Source organism: Pseudomonas sp. LD120 (assembly GCF_009861525.1).
Taxonomy (GTDB): Bacteria; Pseudomonadota; Gammaproteobacteria; order Pseudomonadales; family Pseudomonadaceae; genus Aquipseudomonas.
In genome coordinates this window covers 123,159-140,488 of the sequence record NZ_WVHL01000002.1, presented here as the reverse complement: position 1 = coordinate 140,488, position 17,330 = coordinate 123,159, and the positions used below count along the sequence as shown (strand labels likewise).

Annotated in this window: 21 protein-coding genes; 14 read left to right on the top strand and 7 right to left on the bottom strand. The window is 62.2% G+C overall.

Translation table 11 applies throughout. The features are described 5' to 3' along the window. Positions 1-73 precede the first annotated feature (73 nt). The gene (locus PLD_RS03720; protein WP_159889943.1) at positions 74-2,293 is read left to right on the top strand and encodes an OsmC domain/YcaO domain-containing protein; all 2,220 of its coding nucleotides are present in this window, start codon (positions 74-76) and stop codon (positions 2,291-2,293) included. Between the two features lie 167 nt (positions 2,294-2,460). Here the strand turns inward: PLD_RS03720 and PLD_RS03715 are convergent, their stop codons facing one another. The 5 genes from PLD_RS03715 to PLD_RS03695 form a co-directional block, all read right to left on the bottom strand. After that, on the bottom strand, positions 2,461-2,649 hold the full coding sequence (locus PLD_RS03715) for a DUF2892 domain-containing protein (protein WP_159889941.1): 189 nt from the start codon (positions 2,647-2,649) through the stop codon (positions 2,461-2,463). A gap of 13 nt (positions 2,650-2,662) precedes the next feature. Beyond that, entirely contained in the window at positions 2,663-3,082 is a 420-nt protein-coding gene (locus PLD_RS03710) for a DUF6691 family protein (protein WP_159889939.1), read from the bottom strand. Between the two features lie 2 nt (positions 3,083-3,084). Then, complete coding sequence (locus PLD_RS03705) at positions 3,085-3,519, bottom strand: YeeE/YedE family protein (protein WP_159889937.1); 435 nt, start codon at positions 3,517-3,519, stop codon at positions 3,085-3,087. Next, the gene (locus tag PLD_RS03700) at positions 3,516-3,830 is read right to left on the bottom strand and encodes a metalloregulator ArsR/SmtB family transcription factor (RefSeq protein WP_159889935.1); all 315 of its coding nucleotides are present in this window, start codon (positions 3,828-3,830) and stop codon (positions 3,516-3,518) included. Before PLD_RS03700 ends, PLD_RS03705 begins: the two co-directional genes overlap by 4 nt. A gap of 260 nt (positions 3,831-4,090) precedes the next feature. After that, the gene (locus tag PLD_RS03695; RefSeq protein WP_159889933.1) at positions 4,091-4,969 is read right to left on the bottom strand and encodes an MBL fold metallo-hydrolase; all 879 of its coding nucleotides are present in this window, start codon (positions 4,967-4,969) and stop codon (positions 4,091-4,093) included. Between the two features lie 234 nt (positions 4,970-5,203). Between PLD_RS03695 and PLD_RS03690 the strand changes: the two genes are divergently transcribed. From PLD_RS03690 to PLD_RS30505, 12 genes are all read left to right on the top strand, one after another. Then, positions 5,204-6,523 (top strand): sigma-54-dependent Fis family transcriptional regulator, encoded by a 1,320-nt coding sequence (locus tag PLD_RS03690; RefSeq protein WP_159889931.1) that lies wholly within the window; start codon positions 5,204-5,206, stop codon positions 6,521-6,523. A gap of 171 nt (positions 6,524-6,694) precedes the next feature. Continuing rightward, positions 6,695-6,871: a cytochrome oxidase putative small subunit CydP gene (cydP, locus tag PLD_RS30400; RefSeq protein ID WP_178116116.1), complete on the top strand. Its 177-nt coding sequence runs from the start codon at positions 6,695-6,697 to the stop codon at positions 6,869-6,871. Beyond that, positions 6,868-8,439, top strand: a complete 1,572-nt coding sequence (locus PLD_RS03685; protein WP_159889929.1) for a cytochrome ubiquinol oxidase subunit I — start codon at positions 6,868-6,870, stop codon at positions 8,437-8,439. Before cydP ends, PLD_RS03685 begins: the two co-directional genes overlap by 4 nt. Further along, positions 8,432-9,568, top strand: coding sequence for a cytochrome d ubiquinol oxidase subunit II (cydB, locus tag PLD_RS03680; protein ID WP_159889927.1), 1,137 nt, complete (start codon positions 8,432-8,434; stop codon positions 9,566-9,568). The genes PLD_RS03685 and cydB overlap by 8 nt, the downstream gene beginning before the upstream one ends. Before the next feature lie 22 nt (positions 9,569-9,590). After that, on the top strand, positions 9,591-9,713 hold the full coding sequence (cydX, locus tag PLD_RS03675; protein ID WP_159889925.1) for a cytochrome bd-I oxidase subunit CydX: 123 nt from the start codon (positions 9,591-9,593) through the stop codon (positions 9,711-9,713). Further along, a complete protein-coding gene (locus PLD_RS03670; protein ID WP_159889924.1) occupies positions 9,710-9,994 on the top strand; it encodes a cyd operon YbgE family protein in 285 nt (94 codons plus the stop codon). The genes cydX and PLD_RS03670 overlap by 4 nt, the downstream gene beginning before the upstream one ends. Before the next feature lie 11 nt (positions 9,995-10,005). Beyond that, positions 10,006-10,458, top strand: coding sequence for a group II truncated hemoglobin (locus PLD_RS03665; RefSeq protein WP_159889923.1), 453 nt, complete (start codon positions 10,006-10,008; stop codon positions 10,456-10,458). 9 nt (positions 10,459-10,467) lie between these two features. Continuing rightward, positions 10,468-10,848, top strand: coding sequence for a rhodanese-like domain-containing protein (locus PLD_RS03660; protein WP_159890826.1), 381 nt, complete (start codon positions 10,468-10,470; stop codon positions 10,846-10,848). A 271-nt stretch (positions 10,849-11,119) separates the two neighbouring features. Then, on the top strand, positions 11,120-11,950 hold the full coding sequence (locus tag PLD_RS03655; RefSeq protein ID WP_159889922.1) for a suppressor of fused domain protein: 831 nt from the start codon (positions 11,120-11,122) through the stop codon (positions 11,948-11,950). Between the two features lie 20 nt (positions 11,951-11,970). Further along, positions 11,971-12,417, top strand: coding sequence for a hypothetical protein (locus PLD_RS03650; RefSeq protein ID WP_159889921.1), 447 nt, complete (start codon positions 11,971-11,973; stop codon positions 12,415-12,417). Positions 12,418-12,564: 147 nt separating this feature from the next. Beyond that, positions 12,565-14,277 (top strand): amidase, encoded by a 1,713-nt coding sequence (locus PLD_RS03645; protein WP_159889920.1) that lies wholly within the window; start codon positions 12,565-12,567, stop codon positions 14,275-14,277. 325 nt (positions 14,278-14,602) lie between these two features. Next, a complete protein-coding gene (locus PLD_RS30505) occupies positions 14,603-14,836 on the top strand; it encodes a hypothetical protein (RefSeq protein WP_218575848.1) in 234 nt (77 codons plus the stop codon). 105 nt (positions 14,837-14,941) lie between these two features. Here PLD_RS30505 and PLD_RS03635 read toward each other — a convergent pair whose 3' ends face one another. After that, a complete protein-coding gene (locus PLD_RS03635; RefSeq protein WP_256674537.1) occupies positions 14,942-15,490 on the bottom strand; it encodes a hypothetical protein in 549 nt (182 codons plus the stop codon). 273 nt (positions 15,491-15,763) lie between these two features. On the opposite strand from PLD_RS03635, the gene PLD_RS03630 reads away from it, so the two are divergent. Beyond that, positions 15,764-16,261: a hypothetical protein gene (locus tag PLD_RS03630; protein WP_159889919.1), complete on the top strand. Its 498-nt coding sequence runs from the start codon at positions 15,764-15,766 to the stop codon at positions 16,259-16,261. Positions 16,262-16,345: 84 nt separating this feature from the next. Here PLD_RS03630 and PLD_RS03625 read toward each other — a convergent pair whose 3' ends face one another. Beyond that, positions 16,346-17,125 carry a TOBE domain-containing protein gene (locus tag PLD_RS03625; protein ID WP_159889918.1) on the bottom strand — a complete coding sequence of 260 codons (780 nt, stop codon included), beginning with the start codon at positions 17,123-17,125 and terminating at the stop codon, positions 16,346-16,348. Positions 17,126-17,330 lie beyond the last annotated feature (205 nt).

Sequence of the window (17,330 nt, the reverse complement as noted above, 5' to 3'; positions counted from 1 at the left end):
AAAACGCCCCCCACTGGCACGCAAAATCCCGGATAATGCCCGCCATTTTTTGCTTTGTGATGCCGGTGCTCCCATGGAAATCAAGGTCAACTTTCTCGACAACCTTCGACTTGAAGCCAAGTTCGACGACTTCACGGTGGTGGCCGACCAACCGATCCGCTACAAGGGCGATGGCTCGGCGCCGGGTCCGTTCGACTATTTCCTGGCCTCTTCGGCGCTGTGCGCGGCGTACTTCGTCAAGCTGTACTGCCAGACCCGCAACATCCCCACCGACAACATCCGCCTGTCGCAGAACAACATTGTCGATCCGGAAAACCGCTACAACCAGATCTTCAAGATCCAGGTCGAACTGCCGGCAGACATCAGCGACAAGGACCGCCAGGGCATCCTGCGTTCCATCGACCGCTGTACGGTGAAGAAGGTGGTACAGACCGGTCCCGAGTTCATCATCGAGGAGGTGGAAAACCTCGACGCCGACGCCCAGGCGCTGTTGATGCCGCAATCGGGCGCCAGCGCAGGCACCTACATTGCCGGCAAGGACCTGCCCCTGGAGCAGACCATCGCCAACATGTCCGGCATTCTCGCGGGCCTGGGGATGAAGATCGAAATCGCCTCGTGGCGCAACATCGTGCCCAACGTCTGGTCGCTGCATATCCGCGATGCGCAGTCGCCGATGTGCTTCACCAACGGCAAGGGCGCGACCAAGGAAAGCGCCCTGGCCTCGGCCCTGGGCGAGTTCATCGAGCGCCTGAACTGCAACTTCTTCTACAACGACCAGTTCTGGGGCGAGGAGATCGCCAACGCCGATTTCGTGCATTACCCGGACGAGCGCTGGTTCCAGCCGGGGCGCAAGGACGAGCTGCCCAAGGAGATCCTCGACGCGCACTGCCTGGCCATCTACAACCCCGATGGCGAGCTGCGCGGCTCCCACCTGTACGACACCAACTCGGGCAACATCGAGCGCGGCATCTGCTGCCTGCCCTACGTGCGCCAGTCCGACGGCGAGGTGGTGTACTTCCCCTCGAACCTGATCGAGAACCTGTACCTGAGCAACGGCATGAGCGCCGGCAACACCCTGGCCGAGGCCCAGGTGCAGTGCCTGTCGGAGATCTTCGAGCGCGCGGTCAAGCGCCAGATCCTCGAAGGCGAGCTGGCCCTGCCGGACGTCCCTCAAGAGGTGCTGGCCAAGTACCCGAGCATTCTGGCGGGCATCCAGGGTCTGGAAGAGCAAGGCTTCCCGGTGCTGGTCAAGGACGCGTCCCTGGGCGGTGAATTCCCGGTGATGTGCGTGACCCTGATGAACCCGCGCACCGGTGGGGTGTTCGCCTCGTTCGGCGCCCACCCGAGCTTCGAGGTGGCGCTGGAACGCAGCCTCACCGAACTGCTCCAGGGCCGCAGTTTCGAGGGCTTGAACGACCTGCCGCAGCCGACCTTCGAAAGCCAGGCGCTGATGGAGCCGAACAACTTCGTCGAGCACTTCATCGACTCCAGCGGCGTGGTGTCATGGCGCTTCTTCAGCGCCAAGGCGGATTTTGAGTTCGTCGAGTGGGACTTCACCAGCCAGGGCGGCTTCAGCGAAAGGGAAAAAGCCAGCGCCGAGGAAGCCGCAACCCTGTTCGGCATCCTCGAAGGCCTGGGCAAGGAAGTCTACATGGCGGTGTACCAGCACTTGGGGGCCACCGCCTGCCGCATCCTGGTGCCGGACTACTCGGAAATCTACCCGGTGGACGACCTGATCTGGGACAACACCAACAAGGCGCTGTTCTTCCGCGAAGACATCCTCAACCTGCACAGCCTGGACGAAGACGGCCTCCAGGACCTGCTGCAGCGTCTGGAAGAAAGCGAGCTGGACGACTACACCGACATCACCACCCTGATCGGCATCGAGTTCGACGACAACACCGCCTGGGGCCAGTTGACCATCCTGGAACTCAAGCTGCTGCTCCACGTGGCCCTGGGGCAGTTCGACCCGGCCAAGGAACTGGTGGAGATGTTCCTGCAATACAACGACAACACCGTCGAACGCGGACTGTTCTACCAGGCCCTGAACGCGGTGCTGGAAGTGGAACTGGACGACGATCTGGAACTGAGCGACTACGAGGCCAACCTGCGGCGCATGTTCGGCAACGAACGGATGGACGCGGTGATCGGCTCGGTGGACGGCAGCGTGCGTTTCTACGGCCTGACCCCGACCAACCTGCAACTGCAAGGCCTGGACCGCCACCTGCGCTTGATCGACAGCTACAAGAAGTTGCACGCGGCGCGAGCCAAGTGGACAGCCGGGCACCGCTGACACCTCGGGTGCCAGGCCGATCCGTTAAGGCAATGGCTTGCTCGCGATGAGTCCGCGAGGGCCGCGTTTATCCAGAACGCGCGTGCTCGTTAGCCCCCATCGTAAGCGGGCCTACCCTTGCCGGCCGTCAGACTCGTTGCGCGCCCATGGCCGGCAAGGCGTCTGGTTCAGCAACGCTTGCATGTGCTGATGCCCAAGAGCGTGTAAAGCGGGCAGAAACTGAATAGGCCGGTGGCCAATGGCACCAGGCCAATCCAGCCCCACAGGCCTATCACCCCGAACAGACTCAGGCCGATAAGTAACAGGCCGGCGACCACCCGCACACTGCGGTCCGTTATTCCGATGTTCGCTTTCATGGCAATCTCCCGATCAGTGGCTACGCCGGTTCTGCAGCGCAGTAAACAACAGCATGCCAGCCAGCATGGCCAGCACGAATACGATGATTTGCCAGTGGCCTGTCAGCAGTATTGCCACAGCGGGCCCAGGACAAATCCCAGCGATTCCCCAACCGATACCGAACAACAGACTGCCGCCGATCAGGCGCGGGTCCAGCTCACGCTTGGTGGGCAACTGCATGGCGTTTCCCAGCAGCGAACGGGATTGACGCCGAGCCCAGGTCAGCGGCCCGATGGCAACACCAATGGCACCGCACATAACCAGGCCCAGAGACGGGTCCCAAGCCCCGGCCAGGTCCAGGAAAGCCAGTACTTTTTGCGGGTTGGCCATGCCCGCCAGAAGCAGGCCCAAGCCAAACAGCAGTCCCGCGATGAAGGCCGTTAGTCTGGTCATGTTCAGCCTCCCAATACGTGCCGTACGACGAACACTGTGGCGAAGCCACTGGCCATGAAACAGCCGGTGGCAATCATCGAACGCGGGGAAAGCCGCGACAGGCCGCAAACCCCGTGGCCACTGGTGCACCCTGAGCCGTAGCGAGTGCCAATCCCCACCAGCAGGCCGGCGATGACCAACCCGGGCCAGCCAGCCTGGAACTCGATCTTCGGCAACGCGATGAACAGCCCCCATAACAATGGCGCGACGAGCAGACCGAGCAGAAACAGTGCTTTCTCACCCGCCCCTTCGCTGCCACGTTGTAGAACACTGCCGAGCAAACCGCTGATGCCGGCAATACGGCCGTTGGCGACCACGAATAGGCTGGCCGCCAGGCCAATCAATGCACCACCGGCCAGTGACGACCAGGGCGTGAAGTTGAGCCAATCGATAGTCACGATGCTTCTCCGGCACAGAATTGTTGATACAGGGTCTGAATGACAGCTAACGCGGTGGGGCTACTAATACGATAGAACACCTGCTTGCCCTCACGGCGAGTTTCCACCAGCCCTTCACGGCGCAGCACCGCCAACTGTTGCGACAGCGTCGGTTGCTGTATGCCCAGTAGCGCCTCTAAATCACTGACGTTGCGCTCACCCTGGGACAGCTGGCACAACAGCAACAAGCGGTCCGGATTGGCCAGAGCCTTAAGAAACTGGCTGGCCGCATCGGCATTGGCGCGTAGCTGCTGGATGTCAAGTTCAAGCATGGACGCACTCATTTTGTGCTCTCATTCGGTGCCACCGTGGCATGTGGATGAACAGCCGGTGCCGTCGATTCAACACAAGGCCGGACAGGCGCAGTGCTGAAGGGTCGACGGCAAGGCTATCGATCTACAATATTACATTATATTTTTATTGCAATTGTTTTTTCAGGTTATCCAGGATCTGCCACGTGACTGCCAAGGCGCCGCCGCTGGTCGGTTGCGCGCAACACCCAACCAGCAGCCATCTGCCGCCGGCAGACCGGTCAGAAAAGGTTGAGCGGGATCTTCAAATAGCGTGTCCCGTTCACTTCCGGCTCGGGCAGATGGCCCGCGCGGATGTTGACCTGGACCGACGGCAGGATCAGCGTCGGCATCGACAGCGTTGCATCGCGCTTGCCGCGCATCACCACAAACTCTTCCTCACTGATGCCATTGCGGACATGAACATTGTGCGCACGCTGCTCTGCCACCGTGGTGACAAACTGCACTTCGCGGCCCTCAGGCGGATAGTCGTGGCACATGTACAGCAACGTGGCGGCCGGCAGACTCAGCACTTTGTTGATTGACTGGAACAGCGTGCGCGCATCGCCACCGGGGAAATCACAGCGCGCGGTGCCGTAATCGGGCATGAACAGGGTATCGCCGACAAATGCCACCGTTTCCCTGGCATCGCTGACGACATAAGTCATGCACGCAGGCGTGTGCCCCGGTGTATGAAGTGCCCGACAGTGCAAAGCGCCGATGGTGAACAGCTCTTCATTGGCAAACAGGTGATCAAATTGGCTTCCATCGCGGGCCATTTCGTCGGCGATGTTGAACAGCCGGCCAAACACCTCCTGTACCGTCGCAATATGGCAGCCGATGGCTATTTTGCCGCCCAGCTTTTGCTGCAGGTAGGGCGCGGCGCTCAGGTGGTCGGCGTGGGCGTGGGTTTCAAGAATCCAGTCAACCTGGGCATTGAGCTCGCTGACTCTGGCAATCAGTTTGTCGGCGGAGGTTGTGGCCGTGCGAGCGGATTCAGGGGCGTAATCCAGAACGCTGTCGATCAGTGCGCAACGTCGAGTGGCCTGATCAAGTACCAGATAGCTGATGGTGTGCGTCGCCGCATCGAAGAATCCTTCGACGTGAAGGGTGCTGTTCATGGTCGGTCTCCTCGGGGCCTTTCGCCGGGCCACTTGTGGTGAACATGAGTAAGCAATAAATCGGCCAGGGTAAAATCATGTCGGACAATCCATCCAAGCCATTGAGTTGGTTAAGGTTATTTTTTAAGTTGCGCTTTATCGCGTTCTGGCGCCTGCTAAATGCACTGCCATGGCAGTACGCATTGGCATAGGTGGCAGTGCCACAACCGCCTCAATGGACTCTCGGGAGCCACGATGACAACTACCCTGCCCTCGCGGGAGCGCGCGCTGCCGCGCCCGGATCAAGTGCAATCGCTGGTGTCGTTTCTAGAGCACGAGTCCCAGCCGATGATCGTGCTCGATCCGCACTACAACATACTGGCGGCCAACACCGCCTATCAGCGCCAATTTGGCGGTGCAGACAAGGCTTACATCGGCCAGAAGTGCTATCGCGTTTCACACCAGTACGATGTGCCTTGCGATCAGGCCGGTGAGCATTGCCCGATGAAAAAAGCTCAGGAGATGCGCAGCCCGGACAAGGTCCTGCACATTCACCATACCCCGCGAGGCCCTGAGCACGTTGAAGTGGAGTTACGCCCCATTTTCGATGAGCACGGTGAAATCAGCGCCTATGTCGAGCGGCTGAGCATGGTGCGCAGCGCCTCGGCGCGGCCAAGCAACGAAGGGCTGGTGGGCTGCTCGCCGGCGTTCAACCTGGCCTTAGCGCAACTGCAGCGGGTGGCTCCCTCAATGTTACCGGTGCTGCTGTTGGGTGAGTCTGGCACCGGCAAGGAGCTGTTTGCCCGGGCCGTGCATGAAACCAGCGAGCGCGCCACCGGCCCATTTGTGGTGGTGGACTGCTCGGGACTGACCGAGACGCTGTTTGAAAGCGAACTGTTCGGCCATGAAAAGGGCGCCTTCACCGGCGCGGTCACGCGTAAGCCCGGGCTGGTTGATACGGCCCAGGGCGGCACCTTGTTTCTCGATGAGATCGGCGATGTACCACTGGCCATGCAGGTGAAACTGTTGCGCCTGATCGAATCTGGCACCTATCGCCGGGTCGGCGGTGTCGAGACCCTTCATGCCAACTTCAGGTTGATTGCCGCGACCCACAAACCTCTGGAGCGGATGATGGAGAGCGGCGAATTCAGGCCGGACCTGTACTACCGCATCAGCGCCTTTCCCATTCTATTGCCGCCCTTGCGGAACCGGGTTGAGGACATCGGCCTGCTGGTCAATTCCTTCCTACAACGTGCCGCGGTTGGCAAGCGCCGGCTGACCATCGAAGCCGATGCGCTGGCCCGACTGCAGCGTTTCGCCTGGCCGGGCAATGTCCGCGAGCTGCGCAACGTGCTGGAACGCGCCAGCCTGTTCGCCGACGACGGCGTGATCCGCGCCGCGTATTTGCCCCAGGCCCCTTGCGCCGTCGCCCCCCAGGCGCCAAGCCGCGTCGACGGCAACACGCTGGCGCAGGCACTGGCGACGTTCAAAGGCACCCGGGGTGAGTTGGCCAGGCACCTGGGCATGAGTGAACGCACGCTCTACAGAAGACTGAAGGAACAAGGCCTGGTCTGACTCCCCGCCCCTGCCTGCCAGCGCTGCCAGGACTGCCACGCTGGCAGTCCTGGCAGTACCAGCACCTGCCACAAGCGCCCGCCCGCTGTCGAAAAATACACTTAAGTCATTGTTATAAAACGATAAAAAAACGCCCCGAAAAATTGGCACAGCCTGTGCTACCTCCTGTTCATGACTCATTCAGACCAACGACTGCGGCGGCATCTGCTGATCGCCGTACTGATCAAACTGGCGGTGCTGACAGTGCTGTGGTGGCTGTTCATCCGCGACACGCACGTCAGTGTTGATGCCACCGTCATCGGCAACCGGCTCGGTGTACCCACCTCGACTCAAGGGGCAAGCAAGTGATTTCAGAACATCTGGTGGATCTGTCACGGCTGCAATTTGCAGCCACTGCGTTGTACCACTTCCTTTTTGTACCGCTCACGGTAGGAATGGTGTGGCTGCTGGTCATTATGGAAAGCGTTTATGTGATGACCGGGAATGTCATCTGGAAAGACATGACCCGCTTCTGGGGCAAGCTCTTTGGGATCAATTTCGCCCTGGGGGTGACGACAGGTATCACCCTGGAGTTTCAGTTCGGTACTAACTGGGCCTACTACTCGCACTACGTGGGCGACATCTTTGGCGCCCCGCTGGCCATCGAGGGGTTGATGGCGTTCTTCCTCGAATCGACCATGATCGGCCTGTTCTTTTTTGGTTGGGACCGCTTGAAGAAAGAGCACCACTTGCTGGTCACGCTGCTGATGGCCATCGGCACCAACCTCTCGGCCTTGTGGATCCTGATCGCCAACGGTTGGATGCAAAACCCGGTGGGTTCCGAGTTCAGCTACATCACCATGCGCATGGAGATGGTGGATTTTTGGGCAGTGGTGTTCAACCCGGTGGCGCAGGCCAAGTTTGTCCACACCGTCTCGGCGGGTTACGTCACCGGCTCGATGTTTGTGCTGTCGATCTCCAGTGGGTACCTGCTGAAAAACCGTGATGTCGAGTTTGCCAAACGCAGCTTCAGGGTCGCGGCGGCGTTCGGCCTGGCATCGGTGCTCAGCGTGATCGTGCTCGGCGACGAGTCGGGCTACACCGTGGGTGAGGCGCAACAGACCAAGCTGGCGGCAATGGAAGCCATGTGGGAAACAAAACCCGCCCCCGCTGGCCTGACCCTGATCGCCAGCATCAACGAAGCGCAATCAAAGAATAACTGGGAAGTTGACGTGCCCTGGGTCATGGGCCTGATCGGCACCCGCTCGGTCAGCAAGCAGATTCCGGGCATTCATGACATCAAACAAAAAAACCGCGCGCGGATTCTACGCGGCATCACGGCCGTCAATGCGCTGGAGGCGGTCCGAGCCGACCGCAGCGATGCCGTGGCGCGGCAGACCTTCGACGACTACAAGGCTGACCTGGGCTTCGGCCTGCTGCTCAAGAAGTACGTTGCAGACGTCAACCAGGCCACGCCGGCCATGATCGAAAAAGCCGTCAACGACACCGTCCCGCGCGTAACCCCGATGTTCTGGGGATTCCGGATCATGGTCGGCCTTGGTTTTGCCATGCTCGTGCTGTTTGCGCTGGCCTTCTGGAGCACCGTGAAGTCCACCTGTTCGCACCGCCGCTGGTTGCTGCGCTGGGCGCTTTGCATGCTGCCCGCGCCCTGGATTGCCTGCGAGCTGGGCTGGTTCGTCGCTGAATACGGCCGTCAGCCCTGGACCATCTACGGCGTGCTGCCGACCCACATGAGCGTCTCGACCCTCAGCATCAACAACCTCTACGGCTCGCTGGCAGGCTTCGTCCTTTTCTATACCGTATTGCTGATGGTTGAAGTGTTCCTGATGGTCAAGTTTGCCCGTCAAGGCCCCGGCAGCCTCGGTACTGGCCGTTATGCCCACGATGCCCATCTGAAGGAACTCCACCATGCTTGATTACTTCACCCTGAAAATTATCTGGTGGGCGCTGGTCGGCGTTCTGCTGATCGGCTTCGCCATCATGGACGGTCACGACATGGGGGTCGGCACCTTGCTGCCCTTCGTCGGCCGCGATGATGTGGAGCGACGCGTGGTCATCAACACCGTTGGCCCGCATTGGGATGGCAATCAGGTCTGGTTCATCACCGCCGGGGGCGCCTTGTTCGCCGCATGGCCGGTGGTCTACGCCACCGCATTCAGCGGCTTCTACTGGGCGATGATTCTGGTCCTCTGGGCACTGTTCTTCCGTCCGGTGGGGTTCGACTATCGCAGCAAGATCCACAACGCCACCTGGCGTAGCACCTGGGACTGGGGGCTCTTCATCGGCGGCGCGGTGCCGCCCCTGGTGTTCGGCATTGCCTTCGGCAACCTGTTGCAAGGCGTGCCGTTTCACTTCGACAACCTTCTGGTCTCGACCTACACCGGCAGCTTCTGGCAACTGCTCAACCCCTTCGCCCTGCTGACCGGCGTCGTCAGCAGCGCCATGATCACCCTGCAGGGCGGCACCTATCTGGCTCACCGCACCGAGGGCATCATCCAGTCCAGGGCTATCAAGGGGTCGATGATGGCGGCCGCGGTGCTGATCGGCTCGTTCGTCATCGCCGGGGTCTGGCTGCAATCGATCGAGGGCTATCGCATTACCTCGGTCATTGATACAGCCGGGCTGCCGGACATTCTCAACAAGTCGGTGGTGCGCGAAGCCGGCGCCTGGATGGCCAACTACGCCCATTATCCTTGGCTGTGGCTGCTGCCCGCGCTGGGCTTGGCGGGCGCGGCGGGCGCGGCGTTGTTGCTGAGCCGGCGCCACACCCTGTCGGCGTTTGTCGCTTCCTCGCTGGCGGTGGTCGGGGTCATCAGCACGGCCGGGGTCTCGATGTTCCCATTCGTCATGCCCTCCTCTTCGGTGCCCGCCGCCAGCCTGACAGTGTGGGACAGCGTTTCCAGCCATTTAAGCCTGGCCATTATGTTCTGGGCGACGCTGATCTTCATGCCGCTGATCGTGATGTACACCTCATGGGCGTATCGCGTGATGCGAGGCAAAGTCACCGCCGCGCAGATCAAAGCCAACGAACATTCCGCCTACTAGCAGGCAAAGAGGAGTAACGGACATGTGGTATTTCGCCTGGATGTTGGGAGTCGGCTTTGCATTGCTGCTGGCGATCTTGAATGCAATGTGGGGCGAGAACGAAGCCAGTCGCACCAAAAACCAGCAAGACGAGGCGCCGCAATGATGCCGGATATCGCCCCAGCACCAACCTCACGCCTTCACCCGCTGAGTTTGCTGATCGCACTGGCAATCATGCTCGCCTGCACGCTCTACCCTCCGCTGATGGCCACCCCAGACGGTCAGGCCGACCACCTGCTGGCCAGCGCGCTGTTCGCGGCCATGAGCGTGGCCTTTGTCAAAGGCGTGGGTTTTGTCCCACGGATGTGGGTCTGGCGCGGGGTATTTTCAGGCTGGAGCTGTTTGGCGGCGCTGGCGCTAGCGGGCTGGGCAAAATGTCTGCATTGAGGATTAACCCCATGACTGATCACCCGAGTGTCCAGCACAAAGACCGCCCCAGCACTTACCTCCAGGTAGGAGGCGAGGCAGGCATTCGCGCACTGGTCGAGCGCTTTTACCAGTTGATGGAGACCCTGACGCAAGCCCGTGGAGTGCGCCAGATGCATCCGCCGACACTCGTCGGTAGCGCCGATAGCCTGTTCAAGTTCCTCAGCGGTTGGTGGGGCGGCCCGCCGCTGTTCCAGAATGAACGCGGCCACCCGCGCCTGCGCAGGCGCCATGCGCCCTACGCCATCAGCGTCGTTGAACGCGACGAATGGATGCTATGCATGGGCCTGGCGCTGGATGAACAGGTGCAGGACGTGGCGCTAAAGAGCAAGTTACTGGCCATGTTCTGCGAAATGGCCGATCACATGATCAACACTGACCTGGCACCCAGCCCAAACATCACACACGCTGAATCGGAGTCTTAAAACATCATGATGAAAACAGCCCATGACCTGGTCACCGCGGCGAAAGCGCTGATTGAAGAAGTTGCGATCGAAGACGCCGATCAAGCGATCCAAAGCGCCGACGTGCTGATCGATGTGCGCGAAGCCGATGAGTACGCCGCCGGGCACCTGCCCGGGGCGATCCACGCCTCGCGCGGCCTGCTGGAGTTCAAACTGAGCAACGACAGCGCCCTCCATTCACCCGACCTCAAGGTGGTGCTCTATTGCAAAACCAGTGGCCGTGCGGCGCTGGCGGCGGCGGCCATGAAGAACATGGGCTACCGGCAGGTGAAGTCGATTGCCGGTGGCTTCGATGCCTGGGTCGGTGCGAATAAGCCAATCGTGAGGCCGAGCCTGCCAACCTTCGACTGACCCTTAGGGCCCGGTCGGTTGCCGGCTCATCGGCACGCGAAACGCTTGCCCGTCGGGCGAGCAAGCAAAGATCCGACTCGGGATTGGCCGCCCGAAACGCTTCGGCGTCTGCAACGGTGCCACTCACCGACCCGCTGCGGCCTCCACCTGGCCCCCACTGCTATCGACTCAGTCGCTTTGCACACCCTTGCCAAGTCGTCACAATGCGCGCCTGCCCCTCCAGCAATGGAACGCAGGCGCCGTGTCATCCGCTCCCCGCAAGGACCGCTCAATGAACCTCTTCGACAAGCTGCTCAACGCATTCAAAAAAACGCCACCGGCAGCCGCCAAACCCGCCCCGCCTCCGACCGGTTTGCCCGCGCCCGTTCAACCAACGGCGGCGGAACAGGCCCACAGCGCCCTGCGGGAGGCCGGCGGCGCCTGCCTCGATCGCCACTGGCAAGCGGTTGGCACTTGCGAATCCGATGTCCTGGGCTTCGTCATCAGCCCCAGCTTCATGGGCGGCCCCCACTGGCCGTCCACCCGTCAGGCCTACCGCATCGTGCGCCGCAACAACGGCATTCTCCTCGCCACCGAAGGCCTGTCCGACCCATTCGACGGCGTCGAAGGCGACGACCTGGGCAACGGCTTCGAAATGGAGCTGTTCATCGAAACCCCCGACATTCCTGCCCAGGCTCAAGGCCCCCAGGGCGACGTCTCGCCGTTTGCCGACAGTTGGGCATTCGAATTGCTCAGGCACGTCGCCAGCACCGTGGCCGATGTCGGCGGCATTACCCAGCCACTGGCCAACTACGGCGTGCTCTCCCTGGAACTGCCCGGTGTCAGCCAGTCCCACGCCATCCGCGAGCAACTGCCCGCGCAGTTTGTCAGCGCCGACGACTGTGTCGGGGTGCTGATCGGCGGCCCGGCCCCGGACTTCCCGAGCCGTCTGCAAGACATGCCGCTGTCACCGGTGAGCCTGGTGCCGGTGGTGCTGATCACCGCCTCGGAGCTGGAGCACGTGCGCGACGGTGGCGCCCAGGCCCGAGAAGACCTGGTGGCACGCCTGAACGCGGCCGGCCTGGGGCACGTCAGCCACCTGCAGCGCGCCAGCCTGATCTGAGCCAAGGAGCCTGTTAGCCCATGCACGTCGCCGATGCCTGTTTCGCCTTTCACCTGTTCGCCGCCCGCTTCCCGGACCAGACCGAGGCCGAGCTGTTCGCCTTCGAGCAGTGGGAGCCAGCACCGGCGGCCGACGCCAGCGACGCCGAGTTCAGCGCCTGGGAAGCACGCAACCCCAGTTGGCGCCTAAAGCAGGAGCTGGGCGACTACATGGACTCCGACTTCGTCGAGCTGATCGGCAGAGAGGGCAGCGCCCACTACCTGGAATCGCTGATCCGCAGCGATTCCGAGCAGCAGCGGCTGCGCTTGCAGATCAAGGCGTGCTACAGCCACTTCATCCTCGTCGCCAGCGAGTCGATTCATGGCGACCCGCGATCCGCTGCATCCGGCCCCCATCAGCGCGTGCCGCACAGCACGCCGACGCTGGACTACCTGGGCGAGTTCAACGGTTCCTCTGCCCCGCACTAGATGCTAAAAAGGCCCACAGTTTTCCCTTGCACCCCTTGTCGTGCCCAGCCGTACCACGAGAGTCACCATGCACAGCCATTACCCGAACACCCGCGCTCCGTTGCGCCCTCTTGACCTCCTCACCCACCAGCCAACGGCGGTAGCCCCATGATCGAAGTCACCGAAGTCTCCATTGCCGACCTGCGCGCCGCCCTCGAATCGGGCCGCACCACCGCCGTGGAGCTGGTCCAGGCCTATCTGGCGCGGATCGACGCCTACGATGGCCCCGATACCACCACCGCCCTCAACGCCTTGGTGGTGCGCAACCCCGAGGCCCTGAAGGAGGCCGAAGCGTCCGATGAGCGGCGCGCCAAGGGCCAGACCCTGGGGCCGCTGGACGGCATTCCCTACACCGCCAAGGACAGCTACCTGGTCAAGGGCCTGACCGCCGCCTCGGGCAGCCCGGCCTTCGCCAAGCTGGTGGCCTACCGCGATGCCTTCACCATCGAGCGCCTGCGGGGCGCCGGGGCCATCTGCCTGGGCAAGACCAACATGCCGCCCATGGCCAACGGCGGCATGCAGCGCGGGGTGTATGGCCGCGCGGAAAGCCCCTATAACGCCGCTTACCTGACCGCGCCTTTCGCCTCGGGCTCCTCTAACGGCGCCGGCACCGCGACCGCCGCCAGCTTTGCCGCCTTCGGCCTGGCCGAGGAAACCTGGTCCAGCGGTCGCGGGCCGGCCTCCAACAATGGCCTGTGCGCCTACACACCGTCGCGTGGGGTGATCTCGGTGCGCGGCAACTGGCCGTTGACCCCGACCATGGACGTGGTGGTGCCCTTCGCCCGGACCATGGCCGACCTGCTGGAGGTGCTGGAGGTGGTGGTGACCGAAGACCCGGACACCTGCGGCGACCTGTGGCGCCTGCAACCCTGGGTGCCGATCCCCAGCGTCGCCTCGGTGCGCCCGGCGTCCTACCCGCAACTGGCGGCCAACGCCACGGCGCTCAAGGGCAAGCGCTTTGGCGTACCGCGCATGTACATCAATGCCGACCCGGAAGCCGGCACCAGCGACAAACCCGGGATCGGTGGCCCCACCGGCCAGCGCATCCATACCCGGCCCTCAGTGATCGACCTCTGGGAACAGGCCCGCCGTGCCCTGGAAGCCGCCGGCGCCGAAGTGCTGGAAGTGGATTTCCCCCTGGTGTCCAACTGCGAAGGCGACCGCCCCGGCGCCCCGACCGTGTACAACCGTGGGCTGGTGAGCCAGGAATTCCTGCATGACGAGCTGTGGGAGCTTTCGGGCTGGGCCTTCGACGACTTCCTGCGGGCCAACGACGATCCCAAGCTCAACCGCCTGGCGGATGTCGACGGGCCGCAAATATTCCCCCACGACCCGGGCACCCTGCCCAACCGCGAAGACGACCTGGCCGCCGGCATGGACCAGTACGTGACCATGGCCAAGCGCGGGCTCAAGCGCTGGGACCAGATCGCCAGCCTGGCCGACGGCCTGCGCGGCCTGGAGCAGACCCGGCGCATCGATCTGGAAGAGTGGATGGATCGCCTGGGGCTGGACGCAGTGCTGTTCCCCACCGTGGCCGACGTTGGCCCGGCCGATGCCGACATCAATCCCGAGTCGGCGGACATCGCCTGGAGCAACGGCGTGTGGGTGGCCAACGGCAACCTCGCGATCCGCCACCTGGGCGTGCCCACCGTCACCGTGCCCATGGGGGTGATGGCGGATATCGGCATGCCGGTGGGCCTGACCTTCGCCGGCCGCGCCTATGACGATTCGAGCCTGCTGCGCCTGGCGTCGGCCTTCGAATCCACCGGCAGTAAGCGCCTGGTTCCGCCACGGACACCGGCCTTGCACCGCGCCAACTGAGCCACTGGGGTCGGGGCCGCAATGGCCCCGCCCCCCACTTGAGCGAACGCACATGACCCGTTGCGCTTGCCCCGTTACGAGCGCCCCATGAACCACATTGACGCGGTAATGCATCAATCGAAACACACCCGCTCCCCATCCTGTCTTCACCATTGACGATGTACCTCTGGACAGCTGGGTCAAGGGCGTTATCTACGACGCTGCGGGTGCAGACAGCACCGAGGGTTTGGTCCCGGCCCAGGGCTGGCTGACCGATGACCAGCACGCAGAACTGGCGTGGCAGTGACGGCCCCTCGCAAGCGAGGACTGCTCAAGTATCGTCCCGTTGCTGATCTGCCCCGACGACATGGATCTGAACTGCACGGTGGCCGTGATTGAGCAGGTGGTGCAGGGAGAGAAGCTGATCTGGGAACGTTTTGGACGAGCCGTCGCTGTGATCAACGGACTGGTCACTGCGGTCGCCTGGAACGCCAATGGCCAACGCGCCGAGTTCTCCAGGCAACCGTTTGATCAGGTCTGCACTGAATTCAAAAGGCTGACTGAACATGAGTGGGCCTGATCGCCAAGGCTGCAACGGCGGCGCCCAACGACAAGGCGTTAACCGCGCTGCATGGAGCGGCCCAGGCAAGCCTGGGCAGGCCACTGCCTGATCAGCCCAGGGCCATCACTGCTCATCCTCAGGCTGCAACGGCGAGTGCTGCCAGTCGAAGTGCTTGAGCAACTGCCGGCACAGGTCATCCAGTTGCGGATGATAGTGATGGGTATGCGGCACCGGCAGCTGCGGCTCGCCATGGCCGAATCCCAGTGCGCGCAGGGCCCTGGCGTAATCCTCGATGGGCCCGTAGGCGTAGATCAGATTGTGCCGGTCCCAGACCACCGTGGCCTGCTGCTCGGGCGAATACACCCACAGATCGAAGCGGCTATCGCCACACAGAAAGGGCTTGAAGTCATGGATGAAATCCTCGACCTCTTGCCGTGACAGCGGCGGACTGCAGTAGCGCCCCGCTGGCGATTCGTCCCGAGGCGTATGCAGAACGAAGAGCAGGACCAGGGGTTCGGCCAGGCAGCGCACCAGACTGAGCAGCACCTGCGGGTCCGAGCCAGGCGCCGCGGCCACCACGCGCTGTCCTTCACCCACGGGCATGACCATGAATACAGGCGGATAACTGTGTTCCACCCACTGGTTGTCTATCATGTGCCCCAGTCTGTACATACCGGCCTGATCCTCCTGATCGCTTCTGTGGTTGAGCCAAACGGCCGCGCATTATGCCGTACCCTGCATGGCCGCTCACTGTCTGATTGGCCGAACACTGCGCTGAAGTGCTTCCCCTCAAGGACATTCATTGCGTGCTGCATGCCCTGATCCGCAATGGCCACACCGGCCCGCATGCCGACATGAACAACGGCTCGCCACGGACCCTGCCGCTTCGCACAGCGGCTGACGTACAATTCCCGACCTTCAAGGACCGCCATCACCAGGACAACGATGACCACTCACCGCATTACCCTCGCCAACGGCTGGATTGCCGAATTTGCCGAACAAGGTGAATTCCGCATGGGCGCCATCAGCTGGAACCTGCACCTGCGCGGCCCCGAGCAACAGGCCATCCGTTATTTCGAAACCCAGATCGTGCTGGTCAACGACGAGGATGGCGAGCAGGCACGAAACGCCATCAGCCTCTCCGAGGACGGGGTCTACGGCTACCTGGGCAACGGCATGAGCCACGGCTGGGTGATCGACTTTTCCCGCGGCATGATCGCGCCCCACCGGGTCACGATTAGCCACTACCACCACGCCTACGACGAGTACATTTCGCTGCTGGAGCAACCGGCGTACAAGCGAGTGCGGGAGTACATCAGTGTCATCGGACGCACCCTCTACCTGACCTTTCCCTTCACCCGGGACGAGGATTTCCCCAAGGTCTGGGACGAGTACCTGGTGATCCGTCGACGGCAGCTGGACGAGCTGTATTTCCGCAACTGAGCAGCCCACCGAGTGCCCGCTGCAGCGGCAACCTTGTGGTTTCGCCGCGCCCGGCTGGCGGCCTCTGCGCCGCCGAACCTTTGCCTAGAACGATATGCCGATCAGAATATGTTCGGCATCGATGTCGATCTGGACATGACTGCCCTCAAGCAGACCGCCAGCGGGAAGCTCGCCGGTGGCGACGATCGACGAGATGCCGATGTCGTCAGCCAGGCGCAATTTCAAGCGGCTCTTGCTTCGGCCTTTCTGCAACGCGACGACCCTGGCCTGTAGGCGATTGACCCCATGAGCCGGCGCAGGCGTAGCGGCCAAGGTGATGCTCGGGGCCTTGATCAGCAGCGATACCTGAACACCGGGGCGTAACCCCAGTTCCACCGTGCTTTCCTTGGTAACGGTGACGTTGAGCGTATCGGTGTCGGAAATCCTGACGCTCAAGGTATCGACAATATCGTCCTCATCATCGATCTGGCCGATCACCCCCTGTAGCTGATTGCGCGCGCTGGTTTTCAGCATCATCCGGTTGTAGGCGTACAAGATGCTCTGATGATCGCCCAACTGGCTGGCCAGCTCCGTCTGGAATTTTTCGATCAGGCGATACGCCTCGATCAGTTTGCGCCCCTCGGCGGTCAACTCGGCGCCACCGCCATGCTTGCCCCCCACGGTCTTGATCACTAACTGACAGCCGCTGAGCTCCTCAAGACTTTCAATGGAGGTCAGGGCCGAGCGATAGCTCATTCCGGAGAACTCCGCCGCGCAGGTGATCGAGCCGCTGTGCTCGATGCCTTCGAGCAAGCGCACCCGATTGGAAGCGATAGGTTTATTACTGTCATGCCCCAGGGCCAGCACAACGGGAATGGTCGCCATAAGAAAATCTTTTGCTGTCAACACGATAGGGGAAGGCAAGTTAGCACGCCGCTGATTGAGCGTCGAACGCCCTGCCCCGACATCGCCACGGCCAACCCGAGGCGCCCTGCCGTTGCCGCTCCACGAGCCGGCAAAGAGCCGAAGCCATCAGCCGAAGCTCCAAGCCCCCCTGCAGAAAAAAACAGCGATTGGCGACTTGAAGGGG